This window comes from Phycisphaerae bacterium (assembly GCA_019636475.1).
Classification (GTDB): Bacteria; Planctomycetota; Phycisphaerae; order UBA1845; family UTPLA1; genus JADJRI01.
In genome coordinates, this window is the sequence record JAHBXN010000009.1 from 40641 (window position 1) to 57969 (window position 17329).

The following is a 17329-nucleotide window of genomic DNA, read 5'->3' on the forward strand; positions in this document are numbered from 1 at the left end:
CGACTGGACTGATCTGAGTTCATCGAGACTTCCGCGACGGCCTCGCATCGGTGAAGGTCACACATGGCCCGAAGTTTCACCTGGCTCCCAGGAAAACGACACCTCTCCCCCATCGGCATTCGCCCGACGCTCGGAGGCATCTGGTTCATTTTCGGCATCAGCGTCATTGGTCTGGCCGCCATGGATGCCGACGTCAATCTCCTGCTCGCCATCTTCGGCTGCTGCATCGGCGCGCTCATCATCAACATTCTCCACGGCTGGCGGACTCTGCCGATGCTCACCGTCCGGCGAATCGTCCCGGAGACGGCCGTTGCCGGGCAACCGTTCGTCATTCGATATGCCGTCACAAATCGGAGCCGACTGGCCGTCGCGAGAAACATTCACTTAACGGACGTGCTCCCGCGGCGCAGTCCGCTGTCTCAACCCGAGGTCTTTATCGAGTCGCTACCGCCCGGCGAGACCGTCACGCTTTCGACAACCGTCGCCGCCGTCAGCCGGGGACGCCTCACCTTCAACGCGATGATCGTTTCATCCCGTTTTCCGATGCATCTCTTCGTCAAGTGGGTCCGGCGGGAAATGGCGCAGGAGGTCATTGTCTTTCCGCCGCTCGGACAAATGACCGGCGAAATCAAAATCGCCGCCCGCGCAACCGAAAACGCCGGACTCGGTGGCAACTATGGCTGGTCTCAAGGCGATGAGGAATTCTACGGCGTTCGCGAATATCGCGAAGGCGACAATCCCCGCCGCATCCATTGGCGTCGCAGCGCCCGCACGGGCCAACTGATGATTCGCGAGATGGCGCAGCCCCGCAGCTTTCAACTCTGGTGCGTCGTCAACAGTCTCACCCGTCCCCACGATGCGGACCAGGCGATGCGCCTCGACTGCGCGATCAGCGCCGCGGCCACATTCGTGTGTGAAACTCTCGAACGCGGTGCCCGCATCGGACTGATATGCAACGGCGACCCCTTCGTCGTTCTTCCACCCGGAACAGGTCGCGCTTTTCGGCCCCGCCTGCTGACCGAGCTGGCGATCCGCGGCCTTAACACGGAAGACGAACTGGCATCCCAGATTCACCGGCTCAGTTGGCCGGCCCGATGGCACTGCCCGTGCTTTGTCTTCGGGGCCAATCACGATGAAGACATGCGGGCGGCGGCCCGGGCCCTGACACGCACAATCGGCCCGGCGACCATCTTCGTTCCCGGCACGCCTGCCTTCGACAATCTCTTTGAGTGGCCCTATCGGCCCGATTACAACGCACTTCGATCGCTCAACCTTCAGAAGAGCCCGGCCGAAGTTCGAAAAGGCGTCGGTCGGCGAGTGCGGCGCACTCCGCTGGAAGGAGTCGCGCGATGAAGCCGCTCAGCCGTATGCATCTGGCGCTGCTCGCCCTCGTCATGATCAACATTCTGCCCGCCGTCGAGGCCGAGGATTCGTGGGGCGTCTTCGCCATCGCCTTCGCATCGGCCGTGCTCAGTTGCATCTGGTTTCGATTCAGCCGCAAGGCGCCGGCGCCGAAGCCCGTCATCATCCTTGGCGTCACCGCGGCAACCGTCTATCTCATCTACGAAATGTTCTATCAGGACCAGGAGCAGACGGTCCACATCATTGATCTTGCACACTTCATCATCTTCCTCGGTTGCTGCAAATTCTTCGATTTCCAGAACTATCGCGACGCGGGACTCCTCGCGATGATCTCGTTTCTCCTCATGGTCATCAGTGCCTTCGTCACGGCCAGCCCGCTCTTCGCGATGGCCGCAATCATTGACATCACATTCGGACTGTCCTGGCTGCTCCACTTTCACACGCGACGCGAGGCCGATGCGGTCAATCGCCGGCAGGCGCTCGCGCTGAGTCGCGCGCTGGGCCGGCTTCCTGATCGGCTTCCCGCGGAGACCGCGCCGCAGCATCCGGAGTTGATTGAACAACCTGCGGAGTTTCGCGGCGTGGGTATCAAGCGGGCCGTTGCACTCTCATCCGCCTTCATCGCACTAAGCGCGGCGTGCCTTTTCATCGTCGTGCCCCGGGGTTGGCGCGGCGGAATCTTCAGCCGCATGCACGGACTTGTACCCGCATCCGTAACCGGCTTCAGCGACGCCGTCGAGCTTCACAATAACCTCATCACCGAAGACGAAACCACCGTCATGCGCGCCCGGTTCTTCATCGGCAGCGAACCGATCACCGATGTTGACTTTCAACCATATCTCCGCGGACTCACGTTTGATCGGTACTTTCGGGGAAAGTGGCAACGGACGCCGTCGGTCTATCCGCGCGTCCTGGCCGAGGCCACGCGCGACGCGCCGCTGCCCATCATCGAGTTGCGTCGCGATGCGGATATGTCGAGACTCATCAGGCAGGAAATCTGGCTCGAATCCCTTGGAAGCGGCGTGCTCTTCGGAATCTACCCGCCTCTGGTCTTCGGATCGGACGACGTCGGCCGAATTCGCGTCGACCGAAAAGACCTCGTCATCGAGGCGAATTCCAGCTCGCGCAAGGCGGCGTACTACACGATCTGGTCGTCGGACGAGCCGATCTTCCGGCTGCTCAATACGACGCTCCGCCGGCCGCAATCGCCGCGCGACGGTCAATCCACCATCCCACGCCGTGTCGAGGAGTTGGCCCGGACCTTCGTGCCTTCCGGCGTCGATACCAATGATCCGCAGACGCACGAATCGATCGCTCGCGCCATTCGGGACTACCTCAGCGAAAAACCCTTCGAGTACACGCTCGACCGGCGCGACGCCACGCGATCCGCCGAACCGATCATCGATTTTCTATTTGAGACCCGCCGCGGCCACTGCGAGTACTTCGCTTCCGCCATGACGCTCATGTGCCAGGCGCTCGGCATGCAGGCCCGGCTTGTCACCGGCTATCACGGTGGCGAACTCAACGAAGTCGGAGGCTTCTATCAGTTCCGCCGGCGAGACGCCCACGCCTGGGTCGAAGTGTGGCTGCCCGAGCAAAGCTGGACCGCATTCGATCCGACCCCGCCCTCCACTGACGGCGCCCGGCGGGATCGCACAACGCTTTGGGCGGATATCAATCGGTTCCTTGAGTTTCTGGAATTCAAATGGTCCACCACCATCGTTTCCTTCGATGAACGAAGTCGCGCCGAACTGGCTGACGGCATCGCCGCGTGGCTCGATGCCCTTCTGCACGGCCATGACGGAAACCGCAGCGTCGCTGACCTCTTTGCCGGCCTGCTCTGGGGGCCGGAGTTTCTCGCCGTGTGGCAGCGCACGCTCTACTGGCTGCTTCTTCTGCTGTGCATCGCACTCATCGTCGTGGCGTTGCGCGTGCTGTGGATCGTCTCGCTCATGCTGCGGGAATATCTGCCGAAGGGAAAGCTGCGCCCGCGAGCAATCATCCGCAAGGCGGACGCCCGATTCTACGATCGACTCATTGTCCTGCTTGAGAACAAAGGCCATGTCAAGCCGGCCACCGCGACGCCACGCGAGTTCGCCGAACGGCTATCGCGATCCAACCATGATCTCGCCATGGTGCCGGAAATCGTCGACTGGTTCTACGAAGTGCAATATGGCGGACACACCCTGGGGCGCTCCCGGCTCGAGCGCGTTCGTGAATTTCTGAGACGTCTGCGCGAGGATCCGTCGTTCGGCGCCGCCTGATTCCTGACTCAATCCGCTGCGCTCTGCCGAGACTTCCGGCGATCGCCGTTTCACGCTAATCTAAGGTCCACCGCAACGGAATCGGCCAGGCGCAATCGATGACATTCGCCAACCCGATATTGGAGGCCATGCTCATGACACGCATCCAAAAACCCTTCAACGGCCTGCTCATCCTTTCCATGCTCGCCGGATGCTCCAGCCCGCCGCAGAGCACGACCGCGCCGTCAAAGCCGTCAACGCCGACCGCATCAAATGCCAATGACTCGGCATCTACTCCGGCAGGCAACGATGCGGACAGTCCGGCATCGGCCGAGCTGTTCGGCACGGCCGCCATTCGCGGCAAAGTTCACTTCGAGGGCACGCGGCCGGTGCCCAAGCCCCTGCCCATGTCGGGCGACGCAGTCTGTTCACGCGCTGCGGCCGTTCTCGATCCGAGCAAGATCGTCAATCCTGACGGAACCGTTCCGAACGTTTTCGTGTACATCAAGCAGGGCATATCGCAGCGATATCCCGCCCCGGCCGAGCCGGTTCTGCTCGACCAGGTCGGGTGTATGTACGTGCCGCACGTTTTCGGGATTCAGGTCGGACAAACCCTCACCATACGCAACAGCGACCCGACCGCGCACAACGTTCACAGCCTCGCGACGAAGAACAACAAGTTCAATTTCGCACAGCCCACCGCCGGAATGACCCGCAACGAAAAATTCACCCGAGAAGAAATCATGGTGAAGGTGAAATGCGACGTTCACGGCTGGATGTCCACATACGCCGGTGTCCTCAATCACCCGTTCTTCGCCGTCACCAGCGATACCGGTGAATTCGAGATCACCCGCCTGCCCGCCGGACAATACACCGTCGAAATCTGGCACGAAACTTTCCAAAAGCAGCAGTCACAGATCACGCTCAAGGCCGGCGAAACGGCAGATCTGAATTTCACCTACGGCAAAGTGTCGCAGCCGTAGGCAGACAAGCCGCGCGGCACGATCATCGCCGAACGCGCTGGGCGGTTTGGGCGGACTCCAACGGAAAATCCGGATTGATCGTGACCGTCCGCGATGTCCGCCGCGCCGTCATTCAGCGGCCAGCTCGCGTTCGTCAACTCGCGTCGCCCTGATCACTCGCACGCGGCAGCGTCACCGTGAAGGTTGTCCCCTCGCCCGGCCTGCTGCGCACATCGATCGTTCCGCCCTGCTCATTGATCAACTGACGGCACACGTGCAGTCCCAGCCCGGAACCACGGAGAAACGATTTCGACGCACTGCCCTTGGTCGTGAAGAACGGCTCGAACACGCGCGGCAGATGCTCCGGCGAAATGCCGGTTCCCGTGTCTGACACCTCGATCGACACCCGATCCTCATCGATCGAAAAGGCGGTTAGTGTCAACCTACCGGCACGATCCGCCATCGCCTGCCACGCGTTTATCACCAGGTTGAACAGCACCTGCTCGATCGCGCCGGCATCGCACTGCACCCGCAGTTCATCCGGCGCATCAATCGTGAGCGCGATCTGATCCTTGGACAGGTCGCGCCCGACCGTCTCTACGGCCTCGACGAGCAGCGATCGGACCGGCAGCGCCGACGCAGCACAACCGGGTCCGCCGCCCGAATAGCCCAGCATCCGCCGACACAATGCCGCCAGCTTGGCCGCGTTCTTGTTCGATTTTTCAACGGCGGTACGCAGCAGCCCCACATCATCCTTCGACATGGCATACTTCGTGTATGTGATTATCGGCGTAAGCAGATTATTGATCTCGTGCGCGAGCACGGCCGTCATCGTGCCGACCGAAGCCATTCGCTGAAGCTGCTGCACTTGTCGCTGAAGGTCACCGAATTGACTTTCCAGCGAAGCGAGATGTCGCTCGAACAGTTCGCTGGCGGCGGCCGGTTCCTTGCGCGCGGCCGGCTCGGTCGCGGAGACCGGTGACATCGCCAGACCTCGCTCCAACCCATTCTCCATTGCCATGAATCGCCACCCAATTCCGCGTCGCGAGTCGCATCAGGAAGGCGGTCACCGTCGCGGTCAGCGACTTTCGATACGCGCGCGGAACCCTCACTGAAGATATCGGCAAACTCCGGCAAGCCCCGTCAGCGCGCCTTAGATGTTCATGATGTGATGCGGATATTTCCGGGCGAATTTCTCGACCTGCACCGCATAGCGCTGCGCCGCCTGCCGTATCGAATCATCGTCGTCCCGCTCCGTCCCCGGCTCCACCAGCGGCGGCTTGACGATCAGTTGGTAATAGAAGTTCTTTCGCGATACCACGAAGCCCTGCAACGTGGTCGCCCCGCACCGAAACGCGATCTGCAAAGGACCCGCCAGCAATTCCCGTTCCGCTCCGAACATGGTCACGGTGGTCCATTTGGCGTTTTCGCTTCGCTTCCTGTCAGGGTCAATCAGGCTCGCCACCAACGTGTTGTTCTGCAATCGCCGATAGACTTGACGCGGAAACGAATTCGCGGGAAAAACCGCCATCGTTGCAACTTCCGGAAATGTCTCGCGATACTTCTGCTGGATGTAGCGACGTACCGCACTTTCCTTCGGATCGCGCAAGCCCGACACCGTGTAGCCGAGAAGCGACATCATCAGGCCGGCGATGTAATGCGATCCGAAATGACACAACGCCACATACACGCCCTTGCCCCGAGCCAGACCCTCATCGATCAGGTGGCCGTCAATCAACTTGATGCGATTCATCAGTTTCGCGCGGGGGATTCGATCCATGATGGTGTAGAACATCTTGTCGCAGCGAATCCGCATGAAGTAACGCCGCGCGTGGGCGAGCCGGCGTCCAGGAGTGAGTTCATCACCGAGCAGCTCGGTCAGCTTCCGCACGACGCGCCGGCGACGGTTGTAATCAACAAGAAACTCGCACGTGCCGAAGAACCGGCCCAGCATGTACAGACCTGACAAGCCGAACAACCGCGACCAGAGCACCAGAAACCCGCGAACCGTCGCAATCCGGAACGCCGTAAACCACGGCACCGGCTTCGCATCCGGATCCAGCGTCGCAGATGGTGCCGCAGACTCGGCACCGCGCAGTTCCCGCCCCCCGGGGCCGCCCCCCGCATCGCTTGAGGACAGGGTTCCGGCCGCACCCTCGTCCGGCGGGCGTTTATCGCGAGTGGCCTGCTCCATTGTTGCCGCCGTTTCCCGACTCACTCTTCTTCCGTTTGCTTCGGTTGATACTTCGAGATGACGGCCTGCGCCTCCATCGACGGTACGTTTTCGTAATGCGAGAACTCCATCGAGTAGCTGCCCTTGCCCCCCGTGATCGAGCTGAGACGAGAGTGGTAATCCGACAGCTTCGCCAGCGGCACCTCCGCAGAAATCAACGCCAGATCACCGGGCAGCATCTCCTGGCCGGTCGGCCGGCCGCGCCGCTGGGCCAGATCGCCGGTGATATCTCCAACGTTTGACGCCGGGACTGTCACTTCCACGTTCACGATGGGCTCGAGCAACACCGGCTTCGCCTTGAGGATGGCGTCCTTGAACGCGAGCTTGCCGGCGATCTTGAAGGCCACTTCCTTCGAATCCACCGGATGATGCTTGCCGTCGGTGATCGACACCTTAATGTCCTGAAGCGGAAAGCCCGCCAGCGCGCCTTCGGTAAGCAACTCCATCACGCCTTTCTTCACCGCGGGCTCGAAGTTGATCGGAATCGTTCCACCGAAGATGTCCCAGTTCCAGCTGAGAGTCGGTTCACTCCCGCGCGACAGCGGCTCGACCGACAGATACACCTCGCCAAACTGCCCCGCGCCGCCCGTCTGCTTCTTGTGACGATAATGGCCGTCAGCCTTCGCAGTGATCGTCTCGCGATAGGGAATCTTCGGCGGCTTGGTCTCGACATCCAGTTTGAATTGCTTGTGCATCTTCGTAAGAATCATTCGAAGATGCTGATCGCCCGTGCCGCTGATGACCATCTCGTGAGTCTGCGGATCGTGTACCACTTTGAAGCACGGATCGGTGTCCGTGAACCGGCGAACGGCATCGCCGATCTTCGCCTCGTCGCCGCGTGACTTCGCATTGACAGCCAGCGAATACATCGGCGTCGGCATCTTCGGGAGCGGCACGAGGCCGTCACCCGCATCCGCGTACACGGTCTGGCCCACGTGCAGTTCCAGCTTGGCCACGGCGAAGATATCACCGGCGATCGCCGCATCGATGTCCTTGTGGTCGCCGCCTTGGAACTTCATGATGTGACCGGGACGATTACCCTTGCGATCTCCGGCGACGACCAGTTGCCCGTCCGGCTTCAGCGTGCCGCCCAATGCGCGGACAAACGGATACTTGATATGCGTCTTGTGGTCGATCGCCACCTTGAAAACCTGCCCGACAAATGGACCATTCACCGAAATCGGCGTTTCCTTGTCGCCGTTTACAATCACGCGCTGCTTACCTTCCAGCGGCGAAGGACAGCACTCCGCAAGAAACGCCAGCAATTCCTTTATGCCGACATCCTTCAGTGCATTCGTGAACAGGATCGGCACGATCGTGCCGGCCGCAAGGGCCCGTACGAAATTCGCTCGAACCTCTTCGACCGAAAGCGTGCCCTCTTCCAGATACTTCGACATCAACGCCTCGTCACACTCCGACACCCGCTCGATGATGTTGGTGTGAGCTTCGGACACGCTCAGAAAGTCTGTCTCGCCGCCTTCATTGGCCAGACAATCCACCACGGCCTTGCCGCCCCCGGACGGCAGATTCACCGGCGACAGGACATCGCCGAAGCTCTTCCGCAGCATGTTCACCAGTCCCGGAAGATCCGCATTCTCCGCGTCGATATGGTTCACGACGATCACACGCGCAAGACCGAACTGCTTCGCGTTGTCCCGCATGCGGCGCGTGTTAACCTGAATGCCGCCCGCCGCGTTCACAACAACCAGCGCCGTCTCCACCGCCGCCAGCGCCGCCACGGCCGGACCGATGAAGTCCGGCGCGCCGGGAGTGTCGATGATGTTCAACAAGCGGTTGTTCGCGTTGACATGAATCACGTGCGAATCAATCGAATGCCCGGACTCCTTCTCTTCTTCGTCGAGGTCAAGATAGCTCGACTTCGCCGACACGCTGCCAAGCCGGTTTGTCACTCCCGTCGAGTGCAGAAATGCCTCGCACAACGAGGTCTTGCCCGCGCCACCGTGACCGACGACAGCGATGTTACGGATGTCCTGCGTGGTATAACTGGGCATGCACGCCTCCTGTAGAGAAGGATGGACCACACGGACGGAGGCTCACGCTCGAACAGCGAAACCCCTCTTCAACAACGGCGGGTCCGTGTCGACTGCAAGATCAGGTATGCTAACGATCGATGAAGTTCGGGACAAGAAGTAGGACAGGTCGAATCCGACACGACGGCCCAGGCACCACAGCCGGAACGTCCATACAAATGAAAACCCCGGCCGCAAAGGGACCGGGGCCTTCAGTGTGGAGTGGAATCAACCTGACTCAATCGCCGCCCGGACCAGCGACGAAAGATCCCGCCGCCGCTTGAGGCGGGAAAGCCCTCCGGGCGTCAGCTGCACGAACCGCCGCCCTGGGAAAACATCTCCTTCATCCGCCGCGCGCACTCCTCAGGCGGCACATCCTCGACATGCGTGGCAATCGACCAGACATGCCCCTCCGGGTCCTTCACCTGCGAATAGCGATCGCCCCAGAACATGTTCGTCGGCGGCATCACCACCGTCGCACCCGCCTGAACCGCCCGGTTGAATGCCGCGTCCACATCCGGAGAATAGATCATGATCGCAGCCGTCGTACCCTTCAACGTCGTGGGAGACTGTGTCTGCGCCCCCGGCCATTCGCCCGCGAACATCACGACAGAATTGCCGATCCGAACTTCTCCATGCATCACGCTCTGCCCGTCAGGACCGGGCATCACCATGATCTCCTCCGCGCCGAACGCTTTCTTGAAAAACTCAAGTGCCGATCGCCCGTTCTTCACGACAATATGCGGCGTCACCGACTGGTACCCATCCGGAATCGCCTTCACACCACTGGACATCATTGACTCTCCTGTTCAAAAAAACTCACTTACGAAATGCTCGCCTTGAAACCTGTGCCTTTGATCCGGCTCACTTCCGATCGTAAACCACCTCGACAACCTTGTAGTCGTCGCCGGCGTGCAGATCGTAAATCGAGAACACGATCTGATCATTACTCACGAACTTCAGCACATACTTCACATACCGGCCGAAGACCTTCATGAACGGCTCATCCATCTCGCCATAGAACGTGATCGACTTGCCATCACGACTCGCGCTGCCTCGCATGTTGAGCAGCGCGGTGCCCGGACTGCTCGCCCAGGTTCCGACATACAGATTTCGGTCGTTGTCATAGCCGGTCAGCCCGATCCCTTCATGCGGAATCTCCGAAAACTCGCCTTTCTCGTTCGGCATCTTCATCACACCCTTGAATTCCTGCATCAGATACCGGCCGCCAAGCACCATCTTCATCTCGGCTGTCCCACCCGTGACCATGGGAGGGCCGCCCGCCTCCCCCATCATCCACATCTTCGTCGTCGTCTTCCATGTTCCGACGGACCGCTCCAGCAGCTTGTGATGCTCGCTCGGCGACATGTTCTTCATGCACTCCTGCATGTGGGCGAGCATGTCCGGCGTCATCTGCGGCATGCCGCCGGCCGGCACCGGCTTATCGTCGCCTGAAAATGCGCTGGCCGACACATATGCAAAAAGCCCCAGACCCAGACACATTCCTGCAAATACTCGAAACTTCATCGCGCACCTGTTCCTTCCTGAAAAATCCATCACACCAGACGATCGCGGGAAAGCCGGGCAACAAACCCGCACACGCCCGCTGCGTCGATATCCGTGTTCCGTGCGTATTTCCTGCGAACCTTCGTCGATCCGGCTCAAACCGAAACCGTACTTTAACCAAACTTCAAGCGGAGAACAAGCGGTCAAAACAAAAATTTCCCGCCGGAGGAAATGGGCCACCTTCCAAGTCTCGCAACGCGCCCCATTTCCGCTCGCCCGATTCTGCCCGCCTTCCGGCAGGTCACCCCGTTGTCCCCAGCATCGAAACTAACGCCCCGCTGAATGCGTCTCCGCGAACTTCTCCTGAAGGCGCTGAAGCGTCCAACGATTGCCCCGCTCAAAGAAATCCATCATTTGTTGCGACTCGCTATCGTCTCCGTAGCCCAATCCGACGCATCGAACCCGCGTCCCGCCGCCTTCCGCATCATCAAAGTACACCACGGTCCACGCATGCTTCGCCGCACCCTTGAATGGAAAGTTCTCCGGCGGTTTCCCGATCTGCAACGAAAACATGCGCTCAGGCTCGTAGCTAAGAATGATGTTCTCGATCGTGTTCGGGTCGCCGATCTCGCCGTCCTTGGCGTAATGGGTTCGCCACTTTCCACCGATTCGCCAGTCAAGATCCGCCTTCGCAACCATCCAGGACTCGATACCTTCCTTCGTCGTGAAGGCCCTCCACACCGCCTCACGCGGAGCAGCCACCACGCACGACAAATCCATCGTTCGCGCCCGCCGATCCACCCGCACCGGATACGCCAGCGCGTCGTGGATCCACTCCATGAAGACCGCGTTGTTCTTAAGGAAATAATCAAACGCCCTGTCCCATTCCTCGCCCTCCTTCCAGCCCACCACGCTCAACCGCAACCTCGTGCGGCCGCCATCGATCGGCTCCAGGAAGTAGACGCCCCAGTGCCCACCCTTTTGCACCTCCGGAAACTGCGACGGCGCGCTGCCGGTGCATGCAAGCAACTCCTTCGGCAGATAAACCTGCACACGCGTTGGCGAACCCTGCCAGAATTCCCACTTGCCGCCCGGCTTCAGTTCAACCTTCGCGCTACGACCCCCGATCCGCTCAAGCCCCTTCCCGGTCGACAGAATCTCCCAGACCTCATCGACGGATGACGGAACAATGACCTCAAAATCCTGACGGCGCTCCGGCCGGTCCCATGCCGTCACCGTGACATGCTTCTCGACGGTCGTGGTCGCGGGGGCCGACTTCGTCGCCGAAACCGATGTCCCCTGGACGCCGTCGAAATGCGACTTCAACAACTCCAGCACCTTCCCCCAGGCGGAGTCGAAATAGGCATACCCCGCGTCCCAGTCCTCGCCCTTGCCCCAACCGGCTTGTGACAACGTGACCTTGACCCTGCCGCCGTCGACCTGTCGCAGGCGGATGACAACGTGCGTCTTTGCCCCGCTCTTGCGCAGCCTCATCACGGCCGGCGGAAAGTTCCATTCGAAGGCGAGCATCTCCCGGTCAAGATAACTCAGGATGCGGCAACTTTCTGAACCGCGCAGTCCGGACTCGTCCGGAGCATCCATACCCATGAAAAGTTCGAACGGCCCGCCGATTCGCAGATCAACATTCGAGTCAGGAACGAAGAAAGACCGGATGCCTTCGCTCGTCGTCCACGCATGCCACACCTCATCGATCGTCGCGTGAATGACCACCTCTTTGCGAAGAATCCTGTCGCTGCCGTCACTCCATTCGATGAACGGCGTCTCCGAGAGACCTGGTTTGGCGGTCGGTGCCTGTGCCTCTGATGCGGCACCCAGCGCCCTACCGGCCTCAACGGTCAACACGACGATTAAAATGCACCGGCCAATCACCTGGATGTACTGTTTCCCCGTCATCGCAATCCACCTTGAAAAAGTGACTCAAACCAATCACTCAGGCGGCGCCGCCGCGCCGCTCCGCCAGCAGTTGCTTGAAGTACTCTCGCAAATGTGCCACGGAAGCGTCATACGGATCCAACGATCGATGTGCCCGGGCCTGCATCATGCCGCCCTCCATCACCGTGAGAATAAAACGTGAAAGCGATTCGCGATCGACATGCGATGGCAGCCGATCCGCGGCCGCGTCCAGACAGGTCCGAATCCCGGCACACCACGCCTCGAACAGCCCTTTCACCTTCTCACGCACAATCGGATACGTGTCGCTCAACTCCAGCGCCAGATTCCCGATCGGACAGCCCATTGTGCAATTCGTCATCACCAGCATCTGACGATATCCATCCAGCACCGCGAACACGCGCTCCACCGGATCATCCGTCTTCGCAAAAGCCGGATTGAGAACCATCGGCCACAAAAGCTCCATGTATCGATTCAGCACGCCCTCAAGCAGCGCTTCCTTCGAAGGGAAGAAGTGGTACAGACTGCCGCTGTTGACGTCGGCCTCACGCAGAATCGTTGAAACCCCAGTCGCGGCGTATCCCTGTTCATGAAACAACCGCATCGCGACATCCAGCAATCGTTCTCGTGTCGACTTGTCCGTCATGCGTCACACCGAAAACGCCAACCCGCCAGCCCCCAGGCTCCTAATTGAACGTTCAATCAAGTAGCGTAACAACAACGACACGCCGAGTCAATTTGCCACCATTTGAATTAGTGCGCGCAAAAGATTTTGTCATTTTGCGCATAGATTTTGTCACAAAAAACCGGCGCAGAAAGCGAGCGGCCAGCCTTTCGGTGCTCGCTCTGTGAGTTCCACATCCTATCCCGGCTGCCTCTTGCGGGGCCGTCGAGCCGCCTTCGACCGGGTCTCGAAAGCGGCTCAATGGTCCTGCTCTAAGAGACCGACATCTCGGCCGCAACCGTGGCGGGCGCGGCCGCATCAGCCAGGACAACCACGTCTGACACATGTGGTTCGAACTTACCGTCGCGGCGCGAAAGAACCCTTAGATATAATTGAAACTCCACATCGAACGGCGACGGGTCCAGCTGCACTTGCAACGCATACCTTCTTCGCGGTTGTAAGTGAGGAACGATCTCTTGAATTTCCCAAAGTCCAGCCTCGAAGGGTTGAATTACCGGCAGCGGTTCTAGCGAACCAATAATCCAGAAATCGTCCGCAACAACGCCAACCGCATTGACTTCCCAATAGTCCCACTCCAATTCGATGACACCGCCGGCCAACGCTGTAGCGCGCAGATTCGTAATCGGTGATGGCACCAGCATCGGCCTGCCTGTCTCATCCGTGCGGAATTCGAAATGAGCGATCGCGTCCGACTCACCGAATGCATTGAACGCCGTCACGATTCCAAAGTAATCCGAATCCGCAACTGTTGGCAGCAACGCGAGCATTACGTCCTGCAGGTTCACCAAATCTGTCGTTGTGATGAGCGGAGAATCGACGCCCAAGATCGGAGCCGCGCTTTTGCGCAGGTAAATGCGATAGCCTTCGGCCTGCTCGCCGTACAGCCCGCCGCCATAAACGAATTCCCCAAACTGCGGCATGCTATCGCTGAGCCTCCTCTTGTACTTCCCCGCCGCGCGGGCCAGGCGCGGGCTTGACAGGCTCGGGGTCTGCGCCCAGGTCTGTCGCATACTGCTCCCGGCTGTATTGCGGGTCAGTGCGAAGCCGCTGCTTTAGTGCGATCACTCGAAGCCTCCGCGCTTCGACGGCCGTTTCATGTGATGCGATCGCGTCTGCGGCCGCGACATGGTCTTTTACCCATTGCTCTTCACGCGGGGTCAACATTATGCGTACTTTCTCCTTCCCCTCAGAAATGCGCTGGTGCTTATGCGGCATGTCCCGCTCGCGCCACCAGCCGTGTCATAGGTGTCGGAGGCATGGCTTCCGTCCCGAAATATTGCAAACGAGATGTGATCGCCGACAGCAAACGTGCCACCGGGGAAGGTGCCGAACAATTGTTGCTGCTGGCGATAACTAACAGTTTGAGCACTGGAGAGATTGACAAGGCTCGAATTCTCGGCGATTGGCGTCGAGTCGCCCTCGCGCACACGATCGTAGCGACAACCGAATACAATGACGGCGCTGGCCACAACCACCTGAGGCTGAAACCAGCCGCGAACTTCGATTGTGTCGCTCACATCCATCCACCACGGAATGGTTATAGCCCGCGTTCGAAATCCGCGCAGATTCGCAGCATCAATTCCAACTGCGGCCTCAACGAAGCTCGCAGCTTCCGAACCGCCGCCATCAAATGAAGATGATGAGGTTGACGCGAGTAGGTTTTGATAGACAAGTTCAACGTGATCGACTGGCCGGCATGTGCCGGTATATTGAATGCGACTGTTCGCGGGGTCGACGATGATCTGATTCGGCGCGGTTCCGAAAGCGCGAGGAGCAATCGAAAGCGCTTCGATGAGTCTTCGAAGCGTATTCACGTGCGCTGCATTGACCAGGTTAACGCCATCGACGACAGACCCGAGCTCGTTCTCTGCGGTTGGAAGTGCGGGAAGCGCCATCAGAACCAATACTCCATCAGAATGTAAAGCTCGCCGGCGGACGGGCTTCCGCCGATCGACAGCGTCGACCGGAGCGTCGTTAAAGCCGTGAATTGGTATGGCCGCGTGGCGGTATAGAGGCCCGGTGTCGCCAGCGTGAAGTCGCCGGTTTCGCCAAGCCGATCATCATCGACGGCATCGCCGATCTTGAGTGTCGGTGTTGCGCCGTTGAACGCTGTCTTAACAAAAACTTTGGCCTGCGCAACGATCGCGTTCGCCGGCACGCGGCCGATGTCGAGAGCGCCGGTGTCGGTGTGCAGAAGCTTCTTGAAAAACTTGGTAGTTCCACTCGGTGTGATGTGCCTGTCGGCGGCGGGCAGCAGATCATCCGGCAGCCAGTGACCCGACGCCGGCATGTCGATATAGCCCAACCGCAGGTGCGGGATGCTCGGCCAAGCCGTACCAACGCCGATTGTAATCGTACCGGTCGTGTTCGATATCACGGCCCATATATTGTTGACGCCAGTCGCAAGCGGTCCCAGATTGACGGACCCGGCGTGGGAGTAATCGAGCCCGCGATGCGTGACGCAGAATGGCTTCACGCTGAATTCATTGGCTGCATCAGCACTGTTCTTGTAGATGTATCCTCGGAACGTGTTCGACACACGGCGCATCAGCGAATCGAATAGATTCACGAGCGACATGTGATGATTTCCGTTGGACTGTTCCGCCTTGGCCGGCATGTACAGATTTTCCAGCGCGGCAATAAACCCGCCGAAGTAACCGGCCGTGTTGAGCGCTGTCCCGCCCAAGAGTTGATGCTGTTCTCGCGTCTGTTCTGGCATATTTTTTCACGCCGGCTCAAAGTCCGGAGAGTGCCTCCAAGCAATAGTCACCTTTGTTGATGTACTCGAAACAATCCACGCCGATGGCACGGGTCTCGGCGGCGCTGCCACCTCAATCGTGATGTCTGCCATCGCCGCCGCCTGCTCATTTCCGATGGCGTCTCTCAGGCGCGCGACAATTCGATAGATTCCATTGCGCCAGTTGTTTGCAGGCCGCCATGTCCAAAATCCTCCATTAACACCGAACGCGCCGACGCCAAACGGTCCCATGCCGAAGCCGTGCCCGTCGAAAAAGTCGCATCCGGGCTCGCCAAATCCACCAAGGCCGAAGCCGCCGCCGAACAAAAACGGATGACCCTTGAGCCACATCGGGGACGGCCCAAACAGCGGCCGCGAGAAGTTGACGTCTGCGCCGCCCGCCGGCACATAGCCATCACCATTGCGAGCGGTCGAACCGTTCCAATACAGCGAGATCATCGCGCCGGGTTCTACGCCGGAAATGCGAGGAATCTGAACAAGAGGCTGGCGATGTGCGACGGTGTAGTCAGCCATGACCGCATCCTCCGCACTTGCTGCCACAGCCGTCGATTTTCACGGCCGCCCATCGCCGCTTGGGACATCGCTCCGTCGCGATCGCCGTCTTAGCGCGAGTCAGACAGCCGCACAGTCGACAGCCACTGACCGTCGCAATCGATCGCCGGGCATCGCACGTCGCGCATTGCCGCCGCCGAAACTCGACGATCGCGTTCGACGGCCTGCACCGCCGAATGGCATATTCCAACAGCCTCGCCGCTCCATGCACGATCCGCCTGGCGAACGGCCATCGAATCGGCTTCGATGCCGGCTCGACTTCCGCTGGCGAATCGGGATGCAGCCCCTTGGGACAAAGGCCTCGCTCGCTCTTTTTGAGCGCGGATGTCAGGCTGCCAATCACGCTGCACTGCCACTCGCCGAGATAATGTTCGCACGCAGTGTCTCTGCCCCGGCCCTTGCAGGCCCGCACGCGCGCTTGAATGATCGGTAGCGGCAGTCTCATAGCGGGTTGATCGCGACCGACCCTCCATAGGCAATGTGCTGTGAACCGAGCGAGCAGGTGTATGGCGTTAATACCTCATTGTTCTCATTCACCTCTTCTTCGCAGAAGAGTTGCGTGACTGAATTGAACTGCGCGAAGAACGCGACAAAATCACTGGTCGGGAAAAGAGGCGGATCGCACTGCCCCTCGACGTAATCCAGGTAGCCAAGGTAGACGGCGAAGATTTGCTGCCCGCCCACAACGGCGAAGGGGTAAACGATCGCATAGAGTGGGAACCAATCAGGTGGGTCTGAAGGCGGCGCCGTCGCCAGACACTTATGCCGCGCATTTACGCCCGAGTTGCCGATCCAACAGCATGGAACGAAGTCCTCGCCATCGCAGCCTGGGCATCGCTGAACGATGACCGTCATGTCGAGCGAGTCATCGACTTCGTTGTAGTGACAGATCTTCGGCGGGAATGACGGAAACGGCGCGTAGGTGCACGCGGCCACCGTCACACCGCTGAATTCAAGGCTCAAGGTCTCAGGCGTCGGCGCATCGCCGCAGTGCTCGCAGGGCGGTCCGCAACAGCAGCCAGCGCGCATCTTCCCTGCCGCCGTGCGCCTGAGCTTACCCGTGGATGTCGGAACAATGATCGACATT

16 protein-coding genes are annotated in these 17329 nt (G+C 59.9%); 3 read left to right on the top strand and 13 right to left on the bottom strand.

The window, feature by feature from the left end; genetic code table 11:
* The first annotated feature begins 63 nt into the window (after positions 1-63).
* The 3 genes from KF841_14055 (at position 64) to KF841_14065 (ending at position 4588) form a co-directional block, all read left to right on the top strand.
* Positions 64-1353, top strand: a complete 1290-nt coding sequence (locus KF841_14055) for a DUF58 domain-containing protein (GenBank protein ID MBX3396480.1) — start codon at positions 64-66, stop codon at positions 1351-1353.
* Positions 1350-3626: a DUF3488 domain-containing protein gene (locus tag KF841_14060; protein ID MBX3396481.1), complete on the top strand. Its 2277-nt coding sequence runs from the start codon at positions 1350-1352 to the stop codon at positions 3624-3626. The genes KF841_14055 and KF841_14060 overlap by 4 nt, the downstream gene beginning before the upstream one ends.
* A gap of 134 nt (positions 3627-3760) precedes the next feature.
* Positions 3761-4588 carry a carboxypeptidase regulatory-like domain-containing protein gene (locus KF841_14065; GenBank protein ID MBX3396482.1) on the top strand — a complete coding sequence of 276 codons (828 nt, stop codon included), beginning with the start codon at positions 3761-3763 and terminating at the stop codon, positions 4586-4588.
* A gap of 133 nt (positions 4589-4721) precedes the next feature.
* Here the strand turns inward: KF841_14065 and KF841_14070 are convergent, their stop codons facing one another.
* From KF841_14070 to KF841_14130, 13 genes are all read right to left on the bottom strand, one after another.
* Positions 4722-5588: a HAMP domain-containing histidine kinase gene (locus KF841_14070; GenBank protein MBX3396483.1), complete on the bottom strand. Its 867-nt coding sequence runs from the start codon at positions 5586-5588 to the stop codon at positions 4722-4724.
* Positions 5589-5720: 132 nt separating this feature from the next.
* Entirely contained in the window at positions 5721-6785 is a 1065-nt protein-coding gene (locus tag KF841_14075) for a lysophospholipid acyltransferase family protein (GenBank protein ID MBX3396484.1), read from the bottom strand.
* The gene (locus KF841_14080) at positions 6782-8812 is read right to left on the bottom strand and encodes an elongation factor G (protein MBX3396485.1); all 2031 of its coding nucleotides are present in this window, start codon (positions 8810-8812) and stop codon (positions 6782-6784) included. Before KF841_14080 ends, KF841_14075 begins: the two co-directional genes overlap by 4 nt.
* 323 nt (positions 8813-9135) lie before the next feature.
* Complete coding sequence (locus tag KF841_14085) at positions 9136-9627, bottom strand: VOC family protein (GenBank protein MBX3396486.1); 492 nt, start codon at positions 9625-9627, stop codon at positions 9136-9138.
* 67 nt (positions 9628-9694) lie between these two features.
* The gene (locus KF841_14090; protein ID MBX3396487.1) at positions 9695-10357 is read right to left on the bottom strand and encodes a DUF1579 domain-containing protein; all 663 of its coding nucleotides are present in this window, start codon (positions 10355-10357) and stop codon (positions 9695-9697) included.
* Positions 10358-10663: 306 nt separating this feature from the next.
* Positions 10664-12250 carry an SRPBCC domain-containing protein gene (locus KF841_14095; GenBank protein ID MBX3396488.1) on the bottom strand — a complete coding sequence of 529 codons (1587 nt, stop codon included), beginning with the start codon at positions 12248-12250 and terminating at the stop codon, positions 10664-10666.
* A gap of 37 nt (positions 12251-12287) precedes the next feature.
* Entirely contained in the window at positions 12288-12893 is a 606-nt protein-coding gene (locus tag KF841_14100; GenBank protein MBX3396489.1) for a TetR/AcrR family transcriptional regulator, read from the bottom strand.
* Positions 12894-13183: 290 nt separating this feature from the next.
* Positions 13184-13942 (bottom strand): hypothetical protein, encoded by a 759-nt coding sequence (locus tag KF841_14105; GenBank protein MBX3396490.1) that lies wholly within the window; start codon positions 13940-13942, stop codon positions 13184-13186.
* Between the two features lie 153 nt (positions 13943-14095).
* On the bottom strand, positions 14096-14827 hold the full coding sequence (locus KF841_14110) for a hypothetical protein (protein ID MBX3396491.1): 732 nt from the start codon (positions 14825-14827) through the stop codon (positions 14096-14098).
* Positions 14827-15651, bottom strand: coding sequence for a hypothetical protein (locus tag KF841_14115; protein MBX3396492.1), 825 nt, complete (start codon positions 15649-15651; stop codon positions 14827-14829). Before KF841_14115 ends, KF841_14110 begins: the two co-directional genes overlap by 1 nt.
* 6 nt (positions 15652-15657) lie before the next feature.
* Positions 15658-16203, bottom strand: coding sequence for a hypothetical protein (locus KF841_14120; protein MBX3396493.1), 546 nt, complete (start codon positions 16201-16203; stop codon positions 15658-15660).
* Positions 16196-16687: a hypothetical protein gene (locus tag KF841_14125; GenBank protein ID MBX3396494.1), complete on the bottom strand. Its 492-nt coding sequence runs from the start codon at positions 16685-16687 to the stop codon at positions 16196-16198. The genes KF841_14120 and KF841_14125 overlap by 8 nt, the downstream gene beginning before the upstream one ends.
* Complete coding sequence (locus tag KF841_14130; GenBank protein ID MBX3396495.1) at positions 16684-17328, bottom strand: hypothetical protein; 645 nt, start codon at positions 17326-17328, stop codon at positions 16684-16686. Before KF841_14130 ends, KF841_14125 begins: the two co-directional genes overlap by 4 nt.
* Position 17329: the final 1 nt, after the last annotated feature.

Excerpts from the sequence above, each read along its gene's own strand:
- KF841_14055 (MBX3396480.1), top strand. The coding sequence starts at position 64 with ATGGCCCGAAGTTTCACCTGGCTCCCAGGAAAACGACACCTCTCCCCC.
- KF841_14060 (MBX3396481.1), top strand. The coding sequence starts at position 1,350 with ATGAAGCCGCTCAGCCGTATGCATCTGGCGCTGCTCGCCCTCGTCATG.
- KF841_14065 (MBX3396482.1), top strand. The coding sequence starts at position 3,761 with ATGACACGCATCCAAAAACCCTTCAACGGCCTGCTCATCCTTTCCATG.
- KF841_14070 (MBX3396483.1), bottom strand. The coding sequence starts at position 5,588 with ATGGCAATGGAGAATGGGTTGGAGCGAGGTCTGGCGATGTCACCGGTC.
- KF841_14080 (MBX3396485.1), bottom strand. The coding sequence starts at position 8,812 with ATGCCCAGTTATACCACGCAGGACATCCGTAACATCGCTGTCGTCGGT.
- KF841_14085 (MBX3396486.1), bottom strand. The coding sequence starts at position 9,627 with ATGATGTCCAGTGGTGTGAAGGCGATTCCGGATGGGTACCAGTCGGTG.
- KF841_14090 (MBX3396487.1), bottom strand. The coding sequence starts at position 10,357 with ATGAAGTTTCGAGTATTTGCAGGAATGTGTCTGGGTCTGGGGCTTTTT.
- KF841_14095 (MBX3396488.1), bottom strand. The coding sequence starts at position 12,250 with ATGACGGGGAAACAGTACATCCAGGTGATTGGCCGGTGCATTTTAATC.
- KF841_14100 (MBX3396489.1), bottom strand. The coding sequence starts at position 12,893 with ATGACGGACAAGTCGACACGAGAACGATTGCTGGATGTCGCGATGCGG.
- KF841_14105 (MBX3396490.1), bottom strand. The coding sequence starts at position 13,942 with ATGCGACAGACCTGGGCGCAGACCCCGAGCCTGTCAAGCCCGCGCCTG.
- KF841_14110 (MBX3396491.1), bottom strand. The coding sequence starts at position 14,827 with ATGGCGCTTCCCGCACTTCCAACCGCAGAGAACGAGCTCGGGTCTGTC.
- KF841_14115 (MBX3396492.1), bottom strand. The coding sequence starts at position 15,651 with ATGCCAGAACAGACGCGAGAACAGCATCAACTCTTGGGCGGGACAGCG.
- KF841_14120 (MBX3396493.1), bottom strand. The coding sequence starts at position 16,203 with ATGGCTGACTACACCGTCGCACATCGCCAGCCTCTTGTTCAGATTCCT.
- KF841_14125 (MBX3396494.1), bottom strand. The coding sequence starts at position 16,687 with ATGAGACTGCCGCTACCGATCATTCAAGCGCGCGTGCGGGCCTGCAAG.
- KF841_14130 (MBX3396495.1), bottom strand. The coding sequence starts at position 17,328 with ATGTCGATCATTGTTCCGACATCCACGGGTAAGCTCAGGCGCACGGCG.